The organism is Acinetobacter sp. ANC 4910 (genome assembly GCF_004331035.1).
Classification (GTDB): Bacteria; Pseudomonadota; Gammaproteobacteria; order Pseudomonadales; family Moraxellaceae; genus Acinetobacter.
On sequence record NZ_SJNT01000004.1, the window covers coordinates 181602 to 201350 of the forward strand.

The 19749-nt window shown below is 40.5% G+C and carries 16 protein-coding genes; 3 read left to right on the forward strand and 13 right to left on the reverse strand.

Features of this window, described 5'->3' with window-relative positions:
* Window positions 1–8: 8 nt before the first annotated feature.
* Window positions 9–3932: an ATP-dependent RNA helicase HrpA gene (gene hrpA, locus E0H82_RS05705; protein ID WP_131263881.1), complete on the reverse strand. Its 3924-nt coding sequence runs from the start codon at window positions 3930–3932 to the stop codon at window positions 9–11.
* A 503-nt stretch (window positions 3933–4435) separates the two neighbouring features.
* Here hrpA and ahpC point away from each other — a divergent pair.
* Together ahpC and E0H82_RS05715 are read left to right on the forward strand one after the other, a co-directional pair.
* On the forward strand, window positions 4436–4999 hold the full coding sequence (gene ahpC / locus E0H82_RS05710) for an alkyl hydroperoxide reductase subunit C (RefSeq protein ID WP_131263749.1): 564 nt from the start codon (window positions 4436–4438) through the stop codon (window positions 4997–4999).
* A 197-nt stretch (window positions 5000–5196) separates the two neighbouring features.
* Window positions 5197–5403, forward strand: coding sequence for a KTSC domain-containing protein (locus E0H82_RS05715; protein WP_016167443.1), 207 nt, complete (start codon window positions 5197–5199; stop codon window positions 5401–5403).
* 58 nt (window positions 5404–5461) lie between these two features.
* On the opposite strand, the gene E0H82_RS05720 is transcribed toward E0H82_RS05715, so the two are convergent.
* The 4 genes from E0H82_RS05720 to E0H82_RS05735 form a co-directional block, all read right to left on the reverse strand.
* Window positions 5462–6064: an O-methyltransferase gene (locus E0H82_RS05720; RefSeq protein ID WP_131263750.1), complete on the reverse strand. Its 603-nt coding sequence runs from the start codon at window positions 6062–6064 to the stop codon at window positions 5462–5464.
* A 63-nt stretch (window positions 6065–6127) separates the two neighbouring features.
* Window positions 6128–6349: a DUF1653 domain-containing protein gene (locus E0H82_RS05725; RefSeq protein ID WP_131263751.1), complete on the reverse strand. Its 222-nt coding sequence runs from the start codon at window positions 6347–6349 to the stop codon at window positions 6128–6130.
* 176 nt (window positions 6350–6525) lie between these two features.
* On the reverse strand, window positions 6526–7620 hold the full coding sequence (locus tag E0H82_RS05730) for a fatty acid desaturase family protein (RefSeq protein WP_131263752.1): 1095 nt from the start codon (window positions 7618–7620) through the stop codon (window positions 6526–6528).
* 14 nt (window positions 7621–7634) lie between these two features.
* Window positions 7635–8702, reverse strand: a complete 1068-nt coding sequence (locus E0H82_RS05735; RefSeq protein ID WP_131263753.1) for a ferredoxin reductase — start codon at window positions 8700–8702, stop codon at window positions 7635–7637.
* A 138-nt stretch (window positions 8703–8840) separates the two neighbouring features.
* Here E0H82_RS05735 and fabR point away from each other — a divergent pair, with 138 nt between their 5' ends.
* Window positions 8841–9536, forward strand: coding sequence for an HTH-type transcriptional repressor FabR (fabR, locus tag E0H82_RS05740; protein WP_116761705.1), 696 nt, complete (start codon window positions 8841–8843; stop codon window positions 9534–9536).
* Between the two features lie 76 nt (window positions 9537–9612).
* Here fabR and rapA read toward each other — a convergent pair whose 3' ends face one another.
* From rapA to E0H82_RS05780, 8 genes are all read right to left on the reverse strand, one after another.
* A complete protein-coding gene (rapA, locus tag E0H82_RS05745; protein ID WP_131263754.1) occupies window positions 9613–12450 on the reverse strand; it encodes an RNA polymerase-associated protein RapA in 2838 nt (945 codons plus the stop codon).
* 144 nt (window positions 12451–12594) lie between these two features.
* Window positions 12595–13236: an RluA family pseudouridine synthase gene (locus E0H82_RS05750; RefSeq protein WP_131263755.1), complete on the reverse strand. Its 642-nt coding sequence runs from the start codon at window positions 13234–13236 to the stop codon at window positions 12595–12597.
* A gap of 613 nt (window positions 13237–13849) precedes the next feature.
* Complete coding sequence (locus E0H82_RS05755; protein WP_131263756.1) at window positions 13850–14269, reverse strand: GlcG/HbpS family heme-binding protein; 420 nt, start codon at window positions 14267–14269, stop codon at window positions 13850–13852.
* Between the two features lie 64 nt (window positions 14270–14333).
* A complete protein-coding gene (hemL, locus tag E0H82_RS05760; protein ID WP_131263757.1) occupies window positions 14334–15635 on the reverse strand; it encodes a glutamate-1-semialdehyde 2,1-aminomutase in 1302 nt (433 codons plus the stop codon).
* Between the two features lie 41 nt (window positions 15636–15676).
* Window positions 15677–16297 (reverse strand): thiamine phosphate synthase, encoded by a 621-nt coding sequence (thiE, locus tag E0H82_RS05765; RefSeq protein WP_131263758.1) that lies wholly within the window; start codon window positions 16295–16297, stop codon window positions 15677–15679.
* A 135-nt stretch (window positions 16298–16432) separates the two neighbouring features.
* Window positions 16433–16837: a nucleoside diphosphate kinase regulator gene (rnk, locus tag E0H82_RS05770; protein ID WP_131263759.1), complete on the reverse strand. Its 405-nt coding sequence runs from the start codon at window positions 16835–16837 to the stop codon at window positions 16433–16435.
* A 166-nt stretch (window positions 16838–17003) separates the two neighbouring features.
* Window positions 17004–18257 carry a serine hydroxymethyltransferase gene (glyA, locus tag E0H82_RS05775; protein WP_131263760.1) on the reverse strand — a complete coding sequence of 418 codons (1254 nt, stop codon included), beginning with the start codon at window positions 18255–18257 and terminating at the stop codon, window positions 17004–17006.
* 155 nt (window positions 18258–18412) lie between these two features.
* Window positions 18413–19639, reverse strand: a complete 1227-nt coding sequence (locus E0H82_RS05780; protein WP_131263761.1) for an alpha/beta hydrolase — start codon at window positions 19637–19639, stop codon at window positions 18413–18415.
* Window positions 19640–19749: the final 110 nt, after the last annotated feature.

The following is a 19749-nucleotide window of genomic DNA, read 5'->3' on the forward strand; positions in this document are numbered from 1 at the left end:
GCTCAATTTTAACCGATACTAAGACGTTCCCATAGCTTTTGTAGCCGTGTCGCAGAAATAGGCATCTTGGTTTTCATCGGCTGAGAAAACAACGAAATACGTAACTCTTCGATCATGAAATACAATTCTTTCAAACGAACGTCATTTTTATATTGAAATAATTTATCCATCCACGGATCAATCTGTCCAATGGCAGCAATATCTCGTTGGAGATTATTGGGCAAGCGGTCCAAACGCAATAGCAAAGCTGCTAAATATCGTGAATACTCAGTCCACACATCGACGGGTTTGCTATAGACAAAATTCGCCAATTGCATTAGGTCCAATTGGTCTTCAATATCATCCATACTACGTCCAAATATATCGCCATCTAGCATTAATAATTTCTGGCGGATGCTTTGCCACTGAATAAAAATTTCACTCATCATTTTTAACGCCTGTTGACCGTGCGTTAAAAAGTTTTGTTTAACCTTGAGCAGTAATTGCTGAAATTCCGCCTGATTAATTGGCAGTTCAGTAATGGCTAATTGTAGCGTGGCATAAACCAACATCTGTTCCAGTTTTGCCTTGTCACCTAGTGGCGAATATGCCAGCGCCATTGGCTTGGAAATTTGCTTTTTCAATTGACGAACCAAGTCGCCCAATTGTAAATGCATCAGATGAATAATCCCTTCACGATGCTGCTTAATCGCTTCATTCTGGTCATTAAAGGTCTGTATCACAATGCCTGAAGTATCTTTAGCATCTAAATTTGCAAAAACTTTAACAGGAACAAGTGCTTGATATTGTTTGACCACAACCCCTGTAACTTTATGCGAAGCTTCAAACACAAAATCTTCAGGGAAAGTTTGGAATTGTCCTTTGGCTTGCTTGACGGGACTATGGGTTTCGGTACGGCAACGTGCTTTTAATTCAGCTAAATTACGCCCCTTCTCAATTACACGCCCTTTTTCATCAATCACTTTAATGAAAGGCAGCAAATATTGATCTATTCTTTCAAAAGAAAAATCTTTTTCAGTAATCTGTTCGCCACGGAGTTGAAATGCCAAGAAGCTAAATAAATGCTCACGTAGATGTACCGCATCTATCCGCTGCATGATTTTTTTTGCAGTATCAGGAATCGGAACTAAATTACGACGCTTATCTTTTGGCAACGCTTTTAATAAGGCTTCAATTAAATCTTGTCGCCAACCTGGAATTCCCCAAGACCAAATGTTTTCATCCACTTGTGGTAAAGCCTGCACAGGAATTTTAACCGTAGCCCCATCTTCATCATGGCTTGGGTCAAAACGATAACTTGCAGCTAAACGTAGCTCACCATTATGCAAATAATCAGGGAACTGTTGTGTGGTCGGACGATCATTCAACCACAATGAATCATCTTCTACGTACAAGAAACGAGGTTGCGTAGGCTCAATGGTGGCACGCCAATCTTCAAAACTACGACGACTGGCAATTTCAACGGGGATTTTAGCCGCATAGAACTGATAAATCGTTTCTTCATCTACCACGAGGTCACGTCGACGCAATTTGTCTTCGACCCGTTCCACTTCTTCTAGTTTTAATAAATTATGCTTTAAAAATGGCGGAAGTATGCCCAAATTACCTGTGGTTAAGGCATCTCTTAGAAAAATTTCATGCGCTGCAAGATGATCAACCTTTTCATAATTAATCATTCGTTTTGGCTCAATAATCAAACCAAACAATGAAATTTGTGCATAGGCATTTACAATACCGGCTTTTTTCGACCAATGCGGTTCAAAATAATGGTATTTCAATAAATCACGAGCAGCCAAAAGAATCCATTCAGGTTCAATTTTGGCTAAGGTCCGCAAATAAACCTGTGAGGTTTCCACCATTTCAAACGCCATAATCCACGGCGTATTGCTCTTATGTAAAGTTGAAGCCGGAAATACACGTGCTTTCTGTTGGCGGACTGCCATAAAGACATTACGTTCATCGGTTTTATTGGCAATAAACGATAAGAGTCCTGTTAATAAAGCACGATGTAAGTTTTCATAACTGGCTTTTTTATCATTAAAGGAAAGGTTTAAGCCTTTGGCCAGATCCAACAATTGTTCATGCGTTTTCTTCCACTCACGTAGGCGCAACCAACTTAAAAAATGTTGATGTGCGAAAGTACGACGCTTGTTCTCACTCATGGACTCAACAGGATCATGTATCGCTTCCCATAACTTCAAATAAAACAGGAAGTCTGAATCGGCTTCACGGAATAAGGCATGTTTTTGATCTGCCTGCATTTGTTTATCCGCAGGGCGCTCGCGAGGATCTTGTACTGCCAAAGCCGCGACAATAATCAGGACTTCATTTAAAACACCAAAATGCGCCCCACCCAAAATCATACGGGCTAAACGTGGATCAATTGGCATTTTTGCCATTTGTTGACCAATTTTGGTGAGAGAGTCTCCCCCAACCCCTTTATTAGAAAGAGGCGTTTTTTCAAGTCCTTCTTTATCCAAAGAAGGCTTAGAAGGATTTTTCTCAGTCATTGCACCCAGTTCAACCAAGAGTTTACGACCATCATTCACAAGCCTGTGATCTGGTGGCTCAATAAAATCGAAGGCTTCAAGCGAAACCAAATTCAGACTTTGCATTTGCAAAATAACAGAAGCCAAATTGGTGCGTTTAATTTCAGGTTCCGTAAATTCAGGACGACTTTGAAAATCTTCTTCACTGTATAAACGAATACATACACCCGGTGCGATACGTCCACAACGCCCTTTACGTTGATTAGCTGCCGCTTGAGAAATTGCTTCAATGGGTAAACGTTGCACACGTGAACGATAGTTATAGCGTGAAATACGGGCAAAACCACTATCAATCACATAGCGAATATTCGGTACAGTCAAAGCGGTTTCGGCAACGTTAGTCGCAATAATAATGCGTCGACCACCACCTGAGGAATTAAAAATCTTTTGTTGATCTGCCAAAGCCAACCGCGCATAAAGCGGTAAAATTTCAGTATGACGTGGACCATATTTCTGCAAGGTTTCTTGTAATTCTCGAATTTCCTGCTCGGTACTGGCAAAAATTAGAATATCAGCATGTTCAGGATGACCTTTTTCCTGTGCATCTTGAAAACATTCTTCTACCGCTTGTACTACCGCACGTGGCAGATTCTCTTCAAAATCATCAAATTCGTCATCATCACTCCCACCGATGCTTAACTCGGAAATTGGACGATAACGCACTTCGACAGGAAAGCTTCGACCCTCCACTTCAAAAATGGGCGCACCGTAAAAATATTGACTAAAGCGCTGCACATCTAAAGTTGCAGAAGTCACAATGACTTTTAAATCAGGACGTTTTGGCAGTAACTGCTTCAAATAACCCATAATAAAATCAATATTCAACGAGCGCTCATGCGCTTCATCAATAATGATCGTATCGTATTTACTTAAATAGCGGTCATGCGAAAGCTCAGCCAGCAAAATACCATCTGTCATTAAGCGCACAATCGAGTCTTGCGAGCCTTGTTCATTAAAACGAACTTTGAAGCTGATGGATTCTCCGAGTTTTTCGCCCACTTCTTCAGCAATACGCTGTGAAACGCTACGTGCGGCCAAACGACGTGGCTGAGTATGGCCAATCATGCCTGTTAAGCCACGCCCTGCTAACATGGCAATTTGCGGTAACTGTGTGGTTTTACCTGAACCTGTTTCACCTGCCACAATAATGACTTGGTGCTGTTGAATCGCAGCCATCAATTGTTCAGCCGACTGCGTAACAGGCAGGTCTTGATTCAGTTTAATTTGTGGCAGACGGGCAAAACGCGCACGAACTTTAAGATTAGACTGTTCAAACAGCTCTTGATATTGCTGTGGATCACCATCTTTGCTACGGCGTAGTCGATTTAAACGATGACGGTCGCGGGCCATAACCCATTGATCGATATTTAAATGACTTTGCACAGATGAGTTATCCCAGTAAAAATTTGAATCGATCATTTTACGCCTTAAGCTGCCATAGAGAAAGCATCTTCAACGCGATAGCGAATCTGCTCATGAAATATGGTTATATTTCACTCCATTTAATCATTTCATAGCTAAAATTAAAGGCTTAATACTAAAGCAGAGAGAAAGCGTCTTACCGCATTTCGTACTTGAATTTGTCAGAAAAATAGACAACTACACCAACATAAAATATCTTTTTTCAATTTTAGCCTTGAAATTCTAGACAGATGACTGCATGTTGAATAACGATCTAAATACGACAATTTGATTGTGACGTATTGTCATTTTTTCATCATCAAATTCATTTGTAATGAACGATGATGCTATTGAGTGGAATGGTGTTTAAATTACTTATTCGGTTTTTCCGATGCTTGTGATGTAAAAATACTGTTTCAGCAATAATAAAAAATTCGATATTCTACTTCCAAATTCAAAAACTAACCTCAATCATGGAGACAATGATGAGCTTAATTAATACCGAAGTTAAACCATTCAAAGCACAAGCTTACTTGAACGGCCAGTTCATTGAAGTTACAGAAGCTGATCTTAAAGGCAAATGGTCTGTAGTATTCTTCTATCCAGCAGACTTCACTTTTGTATGCCCAACTGAGCTTGGTGACCTTGCTGACAACTACGCTGAATTCAAAAAATTAGGCGTTGAAATCTATGCAGTTTCTACTGACACGCATTTCACACACAAAGCTTGGCACGATTCTTCTGCTGAAATTAAAAAAATTGAATACCCAATGGTTGGCGACCCAACTTGGACGCTTGCTAAAAACTTCGAAGTATTAATCGAAGCTGCTGGTCTTGCTGACCGTGGTACTTTCGTTATTGATCCTGAAGGCAAAATCCAAATCGTTGAAATCAACGCTGGTGGTATTGGCCGTGATGCTCAAGAACTTCTTCGTAAAGTTAAAGCTGCTCAATACGTTCACTCTCACCCAGGTGAAGTGTGCCCTGCTAAATGGAAAGAAGGCGATGCAACTCTTGCTCCGTCTATCGACCTAGTAGGTAAAATCTAATTTTTTAAATTAGATTGAATCAAAAAACCACGCCTTATGCGTGGTTTTTTTACAACTAAATTTCATGTAATTTTATTTAGAATATATTTGAAGTCCCTGTAATTTCTGCTATACATTGAAGTAAGCCTTTTGTTTTATTTATGTTGAATCAAACAGAAGGGTTCATTGAGTTTATTCACAAATTCAAGGAGGTATGTATGGGAATAATGCTTGCCGTGACTTCTTGGAAATACAATGCGACTTCAAGATACTTAAAAATTTTTTATAATAATGGTTCTGGAGAACTCTACCATCCTGTGCCCCAATTTGTTTACGCCAACATGCTACGTTGTAGTGATAAAGCCGCTTTTGTACACAAATATCTAGAATACGACTTGCACTTCACACGCATTACCATCCAATAAATAACAATAAAAAAATCAGGGTAAACCCTGATTTTTCACATCAATGGTTTGCATCACATCAAAAATCATAATCTTTAGCAGTAATCAACAATAAGCCTGCACCCAATGACAAAGTCGATACCAAATAATTGCCCTCTTCTTTCACTAATTGTGTGAAAGTCTTGACTTCTTCTGCATGTGAAATCACATTATCAACAATTAAAACTCCACCTTGTTTAGACAATAAGCGTTTTAAATCTGACCAATAGTCCACATAGGCATCGCGTTCCGCATCAAGTAGAATCAAATCGTATTTTTCGGTACATTCAGCTAAATAATTTTTAGCATCTCCCACCCAAAACTGTATTAATGAGTCCAAGCCAAATTCTTGCGCGAACTGCTGTGCCTGCTGACTGCGTGCAGCATCAATTTCTAAGGTGGTGAGCTGTCCTTGCGTGACTTGTAAGGCATCTGCCAACCACAAGGTCGAATAACCTGTCGATGTTCCAATTTCTAGAACTTTCTTGGATTTCTGGATCCGAATTTGCATCGCTAAAAACTGGGCAGAATCTGGTTCAATATTGCGGTAACGTCGTAATCGGTCTTTTTGAGTGACATCATGCTTTTTAAAAGAAACATATAAATCATTTATTCTTGCTTTAAATTGTTGACTCATACTCATCGAGACATTCCACTTTTAAATTGGCTATACGTTAAATTTCATTTTTTATTTCATGTTGTCTATTCATATAGCAGTTTTTTGTATCAAGTTAAAGCGAGGAACCGTTTTCCCATCGTCTAAAGTGACTTGCTCGGTAAACATACTTAAAGGACGCACCCATAAAGAATAATCGCCATATAAGCATTGATAGACCACCAACTTTTCTTCAGTTTCACTATGCGTTGCGACAGAAAATACCTGATACAACTGACCTTTATAGTGCTGATAAATACCGCGTTCTAACATCGTTGGACTCTACAATAATCTGTGATGTCTCATGCTAAATCATTCAAGCCAGTTTGGAAATTCAATCTATTGAAGATGTTGTATTTTTATTCTGATCTAACCAAAAACTATCCAGTAAAAAACTGGACTTGAGGAGACATAAAAAAACCACTTCCGAAGAAGTGGTTTTTATTCAATTATTTCTTGAATGGGAAAGCATATTTCACAATACGTTTGATTACACTGCCATACTGTTTTACCAGACTAGCATTGCTGTAATTCAAACCATATTTCTCGCACACTGCTTGTACTTTAGGCGCCATTTTACGGTAACGACGCGCAGGTACATCTGGGTACAAGTGATGTTCGATTTGATGACTTAAATGCCCAGTCAAAATATGGAATGCTTCTGAACCCGTCAAGTTTGAAGACCCACGAATTTGACGCATATACCAGTGGCCACGGCTTTCATTTTGCAAGACTGTTTTCGGGAACACTTCAACATCTTTGGTAAAGTGACCGCAGAAAATTACACTAAAAGTCCAGATATTACGAATCCCGTTTGCTACAAGGTTCCCTGTAAATACAGGCAATGCTGCTGGACCTGCAATCAATGGAAAGAATACATAATCCTTAAACAATTGCTTGCCAATTTTGCGTTGTAACGGTTTCCACTCTTCTTTCAGTTCTTGTTTAGATTTACGACCAAACCAAACTTTACCAATTTCAAGATTCTGAATGGCGACACCCCATTGGAACAACAAGCAAAATGGAATGCTATACAAAGGCTGTAATAAAAAGCCTGGTTTCCAACGTTGTTCTGGGAATAAACGCAGCAAACCGTAACCAATATCATCATCCATACCTTTAATGTTGGTATAGGTATGATGCTTATAATTATGGGTTTGACGCCAGTTGTCGGCGGTTCCAACAATGTCCCACTCGTAGTTTTGACCACTAAATTTAGGATCATTCATCCAGTCATATTGACCGTGCATGACATTGTGCCCTAATTCCATATTTTCCATGATTTTGGCAAAGCCCAATAAGCCTGTACCCAAAATCCATGCTGGTGGGAACCAACCTGCAAATAAGCAGGCACGGCCAGCAATTGAAGCATACTGTACCGTTGAATAAACACGGCGGATATATTTGGCATCTTTTTCGCCAATATCATCCAAGACTTCTTGTTTAATCGCGTCTAATTCACGCGCCAATTCATCTAACTCAAATTGAGTAAGTTCACGATTTTTTGGGTTCTTAAAATATTGTGCTTTTACAGGCATATTCATGATATTGAACTCTCTTATAAATCAATCACAAGATCTGTTTTGGCAGAACTTACACACAGTTTTAATGGATTACTTGGCTCGCTATTCTGTTGACCATTCAGCATGTCTTGGGTTGAGCCTTGTACTTTATTACATACACATTTATGGCAAACACCCATACGGCAACCATAAGTTGGTTTGACATTGGCGTGTTCCAATCCCACCAAAATGGATTGTCCGCGTGGAATTGCAACCACTTTGTTGGATTTACTTAAAGTCACATTCACAAAGCCCGTATCATCATTTGCCACAGGCGTCATGCTAAAGGCTTCGCTTTGGAACAGTTGTGCTTGAGCAAACAATTGCTCTGCTTGCTGTACAAAACCTGAAGGACCACAGGCATACACGATTGACTGATCAATATCTGTCAATGCGTCCACCTGAGCAGCGTTTAAGCGTGCATCTGCATTTTCTTCTTGGGTATAAAACACGTGATAAGAAAACTGTGGATATTGCTTCGCCCATTGTTCAAAATAAGATTTGAATGCGAAATCTGCATAATGTTTCACCCAATACATCACGTGCACTTTACGCTCGGGTAATTGCTCCAACTGAGTTAAAGCAGTCAATAAGCTGTACATTGGGGTAATACCACTACCTGCGGCCAACAAAATCAAGGGGTGCTTTTGTGCAGGCAACAACATATCGCCATAAGGCTGACCAAATTCAAGTACATCACCGACTTGAGCTTGGTTGATCAACCAATTACTGACTTTACCTTGTTCCACTTTTTTAACCGTGAGCAAGACATGCTGGGCATCAATTTGAGTCAAACTATACGTCCGCTCATAACGTGCACCTTTCACATCCACCATCACAGGATGATGCTGACCCGCTTGACCCATTTTGAAATGACGGTTGACTTCAATCGTCAAACTTACCATCTCTTCAGCAGTATTGTCCTTTTGAACAATCTTGCCGAGGGCTTGGTCAACCGACCAAAGGGGATTGAGTTTTTGTAACCAGAAATTCAACGAGTGCTGATCAACAACACTGTCGACTAAAAAATTAAGGGGAGAATTTGATTTTTTTAGCATGAACATCTTTAAGACCACGCAATTGACTTTTAATTATTATACACATGTATATATATTTGTATATATATTCGTATTTTTTTATTCATTTCCCATCACAAGCAGTAAAGGCTATAATGCAAAAAAGCATTTAATCTATTGAAAAATATGAACCAGCCTTCGATCAAAACAAAACACGATACTACGACTCATGACCTTAGTACGGCACATGAACCCGTTGTGGTACGTTCTGTCGGTCGTAAAGCTACCATTACGAAAGATGAATTATTCCAAGCAGCACTCAAACTGATTGGACCACAGAAAAGTATTGCCTCTTTAAGTCTACGTGAAGTTGCGCGTGAAGCAGGTATTGCACCTAATAGTTTTTATCGACATTTCAAAGATATAGATGAGCTTGCCATTGAACTGATAGACCGTTCAGGGAACGTGTTACGTCAGATTCTGCATGAAGCACGTTTACAAGCGATCAAGCAAAGCAGCATTATTCGTAGTTCGGTTGAAGTATTTATTGAGCAGTTGAATACCGATGAAGGTAATTTAAGCCTGCTATTACGTGAAGGTTATACAGGCTCTGCTTCGTATAAACTTGCAGTAGATCGACAGCTCAATTATTTCCAGCAAGAACTTAAAGATGACTTGATCCGCCTTGAACGTCTCAATCACAGCAAAATGGCACACCCTGACTTAGCAGCCAAAGCCATTACCCAGTTGGTATTTAACATGGGAGCCAAAGTCATTGATTTACCGAATGAAGAACGTAAAGCAATGGCAGAGCAAACCATGATTATGATTCGTATGATTTTGGAAGGTGCGCGTCATTTGGATGAATCACAAATTCATTAAATATATCAGCAGTTAAAATTCCCAATAAAAAAGCACCATCAGGTGCTTTTTTATTGGCTAAATCGAAAGTTAAACCTTATGGTTTAACCACAACTAACACTTGAATGGCGTCTGGAGTCACAGATAAACCATCCAATAAAGCAATGCCTTCTTTTTGCAATTTTTGCAAACGTGTAATTTCGTCTTCACGGATACTTGGATTAAATTGCTTCAAGTAGCTTAAACGGTCAATTTCATATTGCCATTTTCCACCATAAATTTCTTTGGCTTGCTGCTTCATTTCTGGCAAAGCAGTTTTGGCAATATTCAAGGCTTGTTGATAACGCTCTTCAATCACATCACGACGTGCTTTCACCACTTGGCGGCAACTATTGCTGTCTAAATGATGTAAATACGGCTTAAGAATGCTTGGTTCAATCTTCATCGACAAATCTTGCCCAGTTTCACTGAGTAATACGCGAATTAATTGTTGTGGCAAGCTTGATGGTAAGTTCAATGCTTTCGGTGCAATTACATCGACCTTGAACCAAACTTCTAACAGAATTGAACCTTGTTTTAATGCATTCGACTTTAAAATCGCAACATTGGTACTACCAAAGGCCTGCGTATTGATCATTTCCATGACACTTTCAGTGAATGGATGTTCTAAAGTCAAATATTGTGCATCTTCACGGACTTGGGCTTGATCGCGATAGAACGTCGCAGTCATTCCATCTTCATCCAAGGTTAAGCCCTGAACTTGCATTTGATCTGTCGGTTTAATAATGACCGTACCATTGCTTTGCTCATCAAAATCAATGTTGGTTGAAGCCATAAATCGCTTCATAAACATTGGCAAAGTAGTGTTGTCATCATAATCTTCAAGTGCTTGCACAATTTCTTGCGCCACAATCGGACGGCATGAATTGTATTCAAGTAGGCGGTCACGCCCTGCTTGTAATTCCGCTTCTAATGCTTCACGTTGTACGCTAACTTCTTCAAGCAAATCTTCGAACTGTTGCCCCATATCTGCAAGCAAACAGTCTTTTAAATGAACAATAAAGTTTTCTTGTAGCGTTTGTGCCGTCGGCGAAATATTACTAAAAATATTCAGCGCTTCGTTATACCAACGGAACATACGCTCTTGGGCAGTACCTTCTAGGTATGGCACATGGATTTGAATACGGTTTTCTTGACCAATACGGTCTAAACGACCAATACGCTGCTCTAATACGTCAGGGTTGGCAGGTAAGTCAAATAACACCAAGTCCGATGCAAATTGGAAGTTACGACCTTCTGAACCAATTTCAGAACAGAGTAAAATTTGTGCACCATAAGAATCTTCAGCAAAATAAGCTGCTGCTTGGTCACGCTCAAGCAAACTCATACCTTCGTGGAACATGGCGGTACGAATGCCTGCATGTAAACGCAGCGCATTTTCCAAAGCTTCTACCACAGGACCACTACGTGCAATCAACAACACTTTTTTGTGTTTTAACTGAGTACGTAACATTTCCATGAGCCAGCCCACACGTGGGTCAAATTCCATCCAAGCACCATCAAGCTGTGCTTCTTCAGGCCACATTTGCTCACGCAATTTGCCATCTTTCGACCAGTTTTCTGGTGCAGGTAATGGTGCAGGCTGACAGTCACGACCTGGGAAGCCTTGAATCGCTTCACGGGTATTACGGAATAAAATACGACCTGTACCATGACGGTCAAGTAATTCATGGATTGCACGGAAACGTTGTTCTGGTTCATCGCTAATACGGTGACCCAATAACTGTTCAATTGCTGCTAAATGACTGTCTTCTAGAGGTAAATCAGACATCAGCACTTCTGCAATTTTTGCAGTATGTTGATACTTTTCTTCTTCATCCAAGAAACGGTCTAATGAACTAAAACGTTGCGGATCGAGTAAACGTAAACGGGCAAAATGACTTTCAACACCCAGTTGCTCTGGTGTTGCCGTTAACAATAATACGCCCGGAGTTTGTTCAGCCAACTCTTCGACCAGATCATAACGATCATTGCCACCGTCTTCCTCATTCCACATTAAGTGATGAGCTTCGTCCACGACTAACAAATCGAAACCAGCTTCCAATGCTTGTTCACGTAAGTCGTCATGGTCAATCATCAAGTCAACACTGGCAATAATGCATTGCTCAGTCAAGAATGGATTGAGTTCAGGGTCATGTTCTTTAATAGACGCGGTACGGGTCAAATCAAAAATAGAGAATGCTAGATTGAAACGACGGCGCATTTCAATCATCCACTGATACTGTAATGAATCAGGAACTAAAATCAGAATACGTTCGGAACGGCCTGTTTTTAATTGTTGGTGGATAATCAAACCCGCTTCGATGGTTTTCCCCAAACCGACTTCATCGGCCAGTAAAACACGCGGTGCAAAACGCTTACCCACTTCATGTGCAATATAAAGTTGATGTGGAATTAAACCAACACGCGCACCAACCAAGCCACGTAATGGGCTGCTTTGCATATTGGCTTGCATCAGCATGGCTTCAATACGCAGGTCATACCATTCTTTATAGTCAATTTGGCTTGCCAATAATCGATCTAAAGGCTTAGATAATTGAATTTGAGCGCCAATACGGGTTTCATTCAGGGTTTTACGTTCTTGCGTACCATCTTCTAAGCTACGCACGACAGCGTAACGTACCACACCATGATGATGCTCCAATGACTCGACCAGCCATTGCGTTCCTTCCTGATCATGCACTTCATCATTCGTATTAAATACGATACGAGATAAAGGGGCATTGTTTCGGGCATATACTCGCGTTTCGTCGCTTTTTGGGAATAAGATGCTAATCGATCGTTCATCAACGTCAATTAATACCCCTAAGCCAAGCTCTGTTTCTGTGTCAGATAACCAACGTTGACCAATAGCAAACTGCTGCAATTTTTCCACCTTTATCTCAAATGTAGACCAAGAAATAATTGCTCAAAAGAGAATATTATTTGAACAAAGTTTCATGGCTTTAAGCAATATATTTTGACATAAAGCTCACTAAAAAAGTGGGCTTATTCGAATCTGAAGCGTATTTTTTTCGCCTTAAAACGGTACTGGGCAGTAGAATTCAACTAACTGCTCTGTTTTAGGATGTAGAAAGCTTAAACGCTCTGCATGTAGGCATAAGCGATCCAATAACAGTTGCTCTGGCGTGGCATACAACGTATCACCTACAATAGGATGTCCCAAATATTGCATGTGTACACGGAGCTGATGCGAACGCCCTGTAATCGGTGTTAGTTCTACACGAGTCACAGGCTGACCTTGCATTTCAAAATGTTCGGTCGCCTTCCAATGAGTTAGGGCTGGTTTGTTATGACTTGGGTCAGCAATATGCAACGGAGGGCGTGATGGATCATACACCACAGGTACATCTACAGTTCCCTCACCTTGCAAGTGTCCAGCCACCACCGCTTGATAAATTTTTGACGTTTGGCGTTCTTGAAACTGACGTGAAATTCGGTTTTGTCCGAATTTAGAAAGTGCAAAGACCAAAATACCCGAGGTATCTCGATCTAGACGATGAATCAACAAGGTTCTCGGCTCTTCTTGGAGCAACCGATTAATCACACAGTCTTGTAAGTCAGCCGTTTTTCCTGGCACTGTAAGAATCCCCGCGGGTTTATGGATTACCATAAAATTCTCGTCACGGTGGATCAGATGTTCATTCAGAAATTGACTCAAGAGATATTCCAAGCTGACTGTGCAAACAAGCGGGCAATAATAAGAAGCTCCTTTGTAAATTACAATGCAAAAATAGACAAAAGTCAGCGTTTTTTACGATTTTATCCAAAAAAGTTCGATTTCACTCACATTCAGAATTATGCGTCCTGCACTGAATCATTTTTTTGACAGTTATGCTTTGCTTCACAGCTTAATGATGAATATGGATATGATTGGCACGACATAATTTACCTAAACGCATCACCATCATAAAATCAACAACATAGGCTTTAAAATCCTGCGCCAAATCTCACGCAAACGATTCTCCTACCTAAAACTGCATCGATAGTATCGCTCTCAATACACATCTACGTACTCATCCGATCAGTCGGTTCTAAAGATTTTATCTCCAATGGTTTCAACCCAGTATGTTCACTCTAAATCTCAAATGGGAGCATCCTGTGCTTTAGCATTGTGAATTCAACGCTGTAGCTTTAATCGCTACTTTAATATTTACCTCACCGAGAATGCTTGGCTCAAGAGAATCCATGACCAAAAAATTTTATGTAAAGCTTAGCGTTCATTCTTTTTAAGAAGATTTAAGTCGAGTCATTTTGAGTAATGCTTAGTAAGCTTAAAGCTGAACCTGTGCCAGAAATTTTTGAATGGCATATTGAGCAATTTCTGCATCCTGAAATGATTTAACACCAGAAATTCCTATTGCCCCAATGAGTTCCCCTTGATATAAAATAGGTTCACCCCCCTCAAGCATTCCAGAAAGACTTTCGACTGTCAGGAATCCATCTTGTCCATTACGAATTAAATCTTCAAACAATTTAGTAGGACGTTTGCTGATGGCCGAACATTGTGCTTTTTCATGACACAATCTCGCAGTCATTGGAGATGCACCATCCATACGCTTCATACTCAACAAACAGCCTGTTTCATCAACGACCGCGATACTCACCGCAAAGCCATGTTGTAAAGCATACGCATAGGCTGCATTTAAGATCAATTCAGCATCAGCCAACTCTAAACAATATTTGGTTTTCATCAATTTTCCTTACATAAAAAAGCCTGCAACATGGTCACAGGCTTTTTTGAACAATCACTGCGTCTTATGCTTTCATTTCAGCAAAGGTTTCTTTTGCAGCTTGAATGGTAAATGCAATATCTTCATCACTATGTGCACTTGAAATGAAGCCTGCTTCAAATGCCGATGGCGCCAAGTTCACGCCACGGTCTAACATCCCATGGAAGAATTTACGGAATGCAGCTACATCACATTTCAGCATTGAATCGAAACTGGTGATGTCTTCTTGATCGGTAAAGTAAAGACCAAACATGGCACCCGCTTGTTGAGTTTTAAAAGCAATGCCAGCAGCATCCGCTTCTTGCTGTAATCCTGCCAAGAGCTTTTCTAATTGGGCTATTAAGTTTTCATAAAAACCTGGTTGGCGTAGATGTTTGAACATTTCAATGCCTGCACGCATCGCCAATGGGTTACCCGACAATGTTCCCGCTTGGTACACTTTACCTAAAGGTGCAATGCATTGCATGACTTCACGTTTACCACCAAAAGCACCGACTGGTAAACCTGCACCAATAATTTTACCTAAAGTGGTTAAATCTGGAGTTACGCCATAATGCGCCTGTGCACCACCTAAACCAACACGGAAACCCGTCATGACTTCATCAATGATGAACACAGAACCATGTTCATCACAGACTTCACGAATAGCTTGTAAGAAACCTTCAATAGGTTTTACCAAGTTCATGTTGCCCGCTACAGGTTCTACAATTACACCCGCAATTTCAGAACCAAATTTAGCAAAACACTCTTTTAAGGTTGCAATGTCGTTATACGGTAGGGTTAAGGTATGTTTGGCAAAATCGGCAGGCACACCCGCAGAAGTCGCTTCCCCCTCACCTGTGGTTAATAAACCTGAACCCGCTTTTACCAACAATGAGTCAGAATGACCGTGGTAACAGCCTTCAAATTTTACAATTTTGTCACGACCGGTATAGCCGCGTGCCAAACGAATCGCCGTCATGGTTGCTTCAGTACCTGAATTGGTCATACGCACCATTTCAATCGATGGCATAATTTCACAAATCACATCGGCCAAAGTGGTTTCATGTACTGTTGGTGCACCAAAACTTAAACCATCTACCGCAGCCTCTTGAACTGCTTTAATAATAGCGGGATGGGCATGTCCAAGAATCATTGGCCCCCAAGAGCCAACATAATCCACATAGCGTTTACCATCCACATCAAACAAATAAGCCCCTTGCGCTTTTTCAATAAAGATGGGTGTACCACCCACGCTATTAAATGCACGTACAGGCGAATTCACCCCACCTGGAATATGTTTGCTGGCTTGTTTAAATAGTTGTTCTTGCTTTGGAGATAAACTCATGAATTTACTCAACCTAAATAGAAAATAATCGACTTACAACATTATGCTGTTTTAGCAAATAACTGTGCCCATGCATGCACACGGGATGGGATGTCAGCTACGTTCAGCGCTAATATATCACTAATTACCGCGCAAAGGTCCGCACCTTTGGTGATCACAAGCCCTGAATTTTCAACGCTTAAACCACCAATTGCACAAATAGGCACTGCAAATTTCTGCCTCGCCTGAGCAATCACTTCAATACCCACATTCCCTGCTTCTGGCTTGGTTGCGGTTGCATAGACGGCACCAAATGCCACATAAGTCGCACCTTCCAAAATCGCCTTTTCTGCTAAGGCTAAAGAATTTAAACAGGTGCGCCCAATAATTACCCCTTGTGGCAAACGGGCAACTGCATCAGCAATTTCACCATCATCCTGCCCTAAATGCACACCCAATCCGTATTGTTGTGCAAGAGCCAAATCATCATTAATCACAAAAGGTACAGCATACTGCTCGCATACTGCTTTAATTTGCTCAACTTCTACTGGCTGATCCGCCTGACTTATTTTTTTACGGCGATATTGAAGAATAGCAATCTGTCCAGTTGCCAAAGCTGCGTGTAATTTTTCTAGCAATATATTTAACGGATCATCATTGGTAATGAGGTATAAACCACGCATAAAACGCCTTTCCACAACAGTTTAGAGAATCAATCTAAAGATAAATTCTAAGATTTCATAAAAAAGCCATCATAGCATTATGATGGCTTTTCGACAGATCAGATTTGACCTAATTGCATGCGTTAAGCGTCAAACTTATAAATAATCGCCTTCACGTTCAGGTTGATACAACACGCGTTCGATTCTAACTTTCATTAAATGTCCATCAGGTTGTGGCCATTCAATTTCCTGCCCCTCAGCGAGTCCCAGAATTGCTGCACCTACAGGAGCAAGCACATTCACCTGTCCTTTATCTCCACGAAAATCATGCGGATAAACCAAGGTAATTTCGGTAGCCGTCGTGTCTGGCGCAATGGTCACCAAAACACGTGCATTCATGGTCACGACATTGGCAGGAACATCTTGCGGAGCAACAACATTTGCACGCGCCAACTCCTCTTCTAAATGTTCCATAGTCGGCGTTAATTTTGATTGGTGTTCTAACATGGTTTCTAAACGATTCAGGTCTTGTTCAGAAACAATAATGGTAGGTTTGTCCATAAAACCGTCCTTCTTTAAAAAATCATGTTGAAGTAATGATTTGTTTGTTCTTTATTTTCACGTACTGATTTATTTATAACAGAAAATGAAGAATGGTGATGATAAGCATTTTGTATAGATATAAAAAAAGCCCCCCTTGAGGGAGGCTTCTCAAGCATATTGCTAATTATTTTGCATATACTGGGAACTTAGCACATACAGTTTCAACTTTCGCTTTAACTGTTGCAATAACAGTTTCGCTACCTTTTGAATCTAGAATGTCAGCAATCCAACCCGCCAATTCGCGAACTTCTGCTTCACCAAAACCACGAGTCGTTACTGCTGGTGTACCAATACGGATACCCGAAGTAACAAACGGAGAACGTGGGTCATTTGGTACTGAGTTTTTGTTCACAGTAATGTGAGCAGCACCCAACCAAGCATCTGCATCTTTACCAGTAATGTCTTGTTTAATTAAAGATAACAAGAACAAGTGGTTTTCTGTACCACCAGAAACAACATCATAACCACGAGCAATTAATACTTCAGCCATCGCTTGAGCATTTTTAACTACTTGTTGTTGATATTCTTTGTATTCAGGTGCCATCGCTTCTTTAAAGCAAATTGCTTTAGCCGCAATCGCGTGAACTAATGGACCACCTTGGTTTCCTGGGAATACTGCTGATTGAAGTTTTTTCTCAATTTCTTCATTCGCTTTTGCTAGGATTAAACCAGAACGTGGACCACGTAAAGTTTTATGCGTAGTTGTCGTTGTTACGTCAGCAATTTGTACTGGGCTTGGGTAAACACCCGCAGCAACTAAACCAGCAACGTGTGCCATGTCTACAAATAGGTAAGCACCCACTTGATCCGCGATATCACGGAAACGCTGCCAATCGACGATTTGGCTATAAGCAGAGAAACCAGCAACAATCATACGTGGCTTGTGTTCAACAGCTAAACGCTCAACTTCTTCATAATCGATCTCGCCAGTTTCTGGGTTTAGACCGTACTGAATTGCATTATATGTTTTACCAGAGAAGCTAACTTTAGCACCGTGAGTCAAGTGACCACCGTGAGCCAAGCTCATACCTAAAACAGTATCGCCTGGGTTAAGAAGCGCTAAGTAAACAGCAGAGTTTGCTTGTGAACCTGCGTGTGGTTGCACGTTTGCGTAATCTGCACCAAAAAGCTCTTTAGCACGGTCAATTGCTAATTGTTCAATTACGTCTACATATTCACAACCGCCATAGTAGCGTTTGCCTGGGTAGCCTTCTGCATATTTGTTAGTGAGTTTTGATCCTTGAGCTTCCATTACTGCTGGTGAGCAATAGTTTTCTGATGCGATTAACTCAATGTGAGCTTCCTGACGAGCGTCTTCGTTAGAAATTGCTTGAGCTAATTCTGGATCAAATTCAGCAATAGAGATATTGGCAAACATTAGCGAGGTCCTATGTATTTAGGGCTTTTAAGCCGTGCTAAGATTGGCGCGTATTGTAGCACGAAGTTTGCAAATATTGAGAACGATGTTTGCTCTGTTTTACATAAAAAAGCTCATGTTGATAAAAAACATAAGCTTCTTTTGTTCAACTCAACTTATTGAATTGGCATTAATGTTTGTACATCTATCAAAATATTCGGAATATTTAGCACATAAGCCGTACCATGATCCCAAGTCGTATTGGTTTTATAAGTAATTGGAGAGTTTTTAGCGGCATCTCCACTTAATAAACTATCCGTCGCCAGTTTTGGAACTGTAGTATCGGCAGCACCTTGATAAATAATAATAGGCGTACTTATTTTAACCTGAAGGGGCTGTGAATCTATATCTAAGAACTTTTTCACTGGAGATAAGGTCATAAAACCACTTTGAGTTCTTGGGTAGTTGGTAATATCATCTGCGTTCGCTTCTGCATAAGTGTTCATACCTAAACCAAACTCTTGCTCCAAAGAGGGATAACAATCCGTTTCAGCATTGTCAGCAATTTTATCGGTTGGGGACTTAAACACTTGGCTGTATTGCAAGCTTGGATTTGGATTACGTAAGCCTGCGGTAATTAAAGCTGTAAAGGTATCTAAGGAAGCCAGAGTATCAATTTTTTTCTTTAAATCGGTTTGTTGCGCTGCAAGACTCTCGCCAGCCAGCAAAGTCAATTCAAGATTGGAAGCAGGTGCAACCGCTACGGTTCCCTTATAATCCAGTTGTGCTCTGGACTGATATTGCGCCGCACTCAAAGCGGCATGTCCACCTTGTGAATGCCCGACAGTCATCCAACGATTCGACACTTTATTACCCAAATAATTTCGTGCAGCGACAACTGCATCAGTAATTGAAAATGCCTCACTTTTTACATTTAAGAAAGGATGTAATTCATTATTTGCAGGCTCACCCAAACCTTCGTAATCTGGAGCAACCACTACATAGCCTGCCGCTAATAAACCATCAATCATCGCTTTAATATAGCTATTTAATTGACTACGACTAGGTGCACAAATATCCGCAACGCCAGTAGTACCATGTGCCCAAACTACAATTGGCCAACCTTTGGCAGGCGGTGCTGTTTTTGGTGTAAAGACCAAAGCCGTAGCTTGCACTTCTTCATTATTAATGCCGAGCATTTTATAAGTCATGACCACACTTTCACCCGCTGTCGCAGACATGTCAGTTAGGTTATAAAGTGTTGGTGTAGAAACAACAGGATTTGCAATGTTGTTTTTGGGAATATTATCCCCCGAATTATAAGAATCATGATCATCATCATGACACGCACTTAATAACATAGCCGTACTGGTCAAAACGGCGATCAGCATTCTTCTCTGCATCGTTTATATCCTTATTCAGTTTTTATTGTTTTTTGCTTTATTCTCAGCAACGTTTTATTTTTACTCTTTTTTATCATCATGTTCAATTTTATTTCAATTTGGACAACATA

Bases quoted from the DNA above. Each gene is read 5' to 3' on its own strand.
- ahpC (WP_131263749.1), top strand. From the start codon at position 4,436: ATGAGCTTAATTAATACCGAAGTTAAACCATTCAAAGCACAAGCTTAC.
- E0H82_RS05715 (WP_016167443.1), top strand. From the start codon at position 5,197: ATGGGAATAATGCTTGCCGTGACTTCTTGGAAATACAATGCGACTTCA.
- E0H82_RS05720 (WP_131263750.1), bottom strand. From the start codon at position 6,064: ATGAGTATGAGTCAACAATTTAAAGCAAGAATAAATGATTTATATGTT.
- E0H82_RS05725 (WP_131263751.1), bottom strand. From the start codon at position 6,349: ATGTTAGAACGCGGTATTTATCAGCACTATAAAGGTCAGTTGTATCAG.
- E0H82_RS05730 (WP_131263752.1), bottom strand. From the start codon at position 7,620: ATGAATATGCCTGTAAAAGCACAATATTTTAAGAACCCAAAAAATCGT.
- E0H82_RS05735 (WP_131263753.1), bottom strand. From the start codon at position 8,702: ATGTTCATGCTAAAAAAATCAAATTCTCCCCTTAATTTTTTAGTCGAC.
- fabR (WP_116761705.1), top strand. From the start codon at position 8,841: ATGAACCAGCCTTCGATCAAAACAAAACACGATACTACGACTCATGAC.
- E0H82_RS05755 (WP_131263756.1), bottom strand. From the start codon at position 14,269: ATGAAAACCAAATATTGTTTAGAGTTGGCTGATGCTGAATTGATCTTA.
- hemL (WP_131263757.1), bottom strand. From the start codon at position 15,635: ATGAGTTTATCTCCAAAGCAAGAACAACTATTTAAACAAGCCAGCAAA.
- thiE (WP_131263758.1), bottom strand. From the start codon at position 16,297: ATGCGTGGTTTATACCTCATTACCAATGATGATCCGTTAAATATATTG.
- rnk (WP_131263759.1), bottom strand. From the start codon at position 16,837: ATGGACAAACCTACCATTATTGTTTCTGAACAAGACCTGAATCGTTTA.
- glyA (WP_131263760.1), bottom strand. From the start codon at position 18,257: ATGTTTGCCAATATCTCTATTGCTGAATTTGATCCAGAATTAGCTCAA.
- E0H82_RS05780 (WP_131263761.1), bottom strand. From the start codon at position 19,639: ATGCAGAGAAGAATGCTGATCGCCGTTTTGACCAGTACGGCTATGTTA.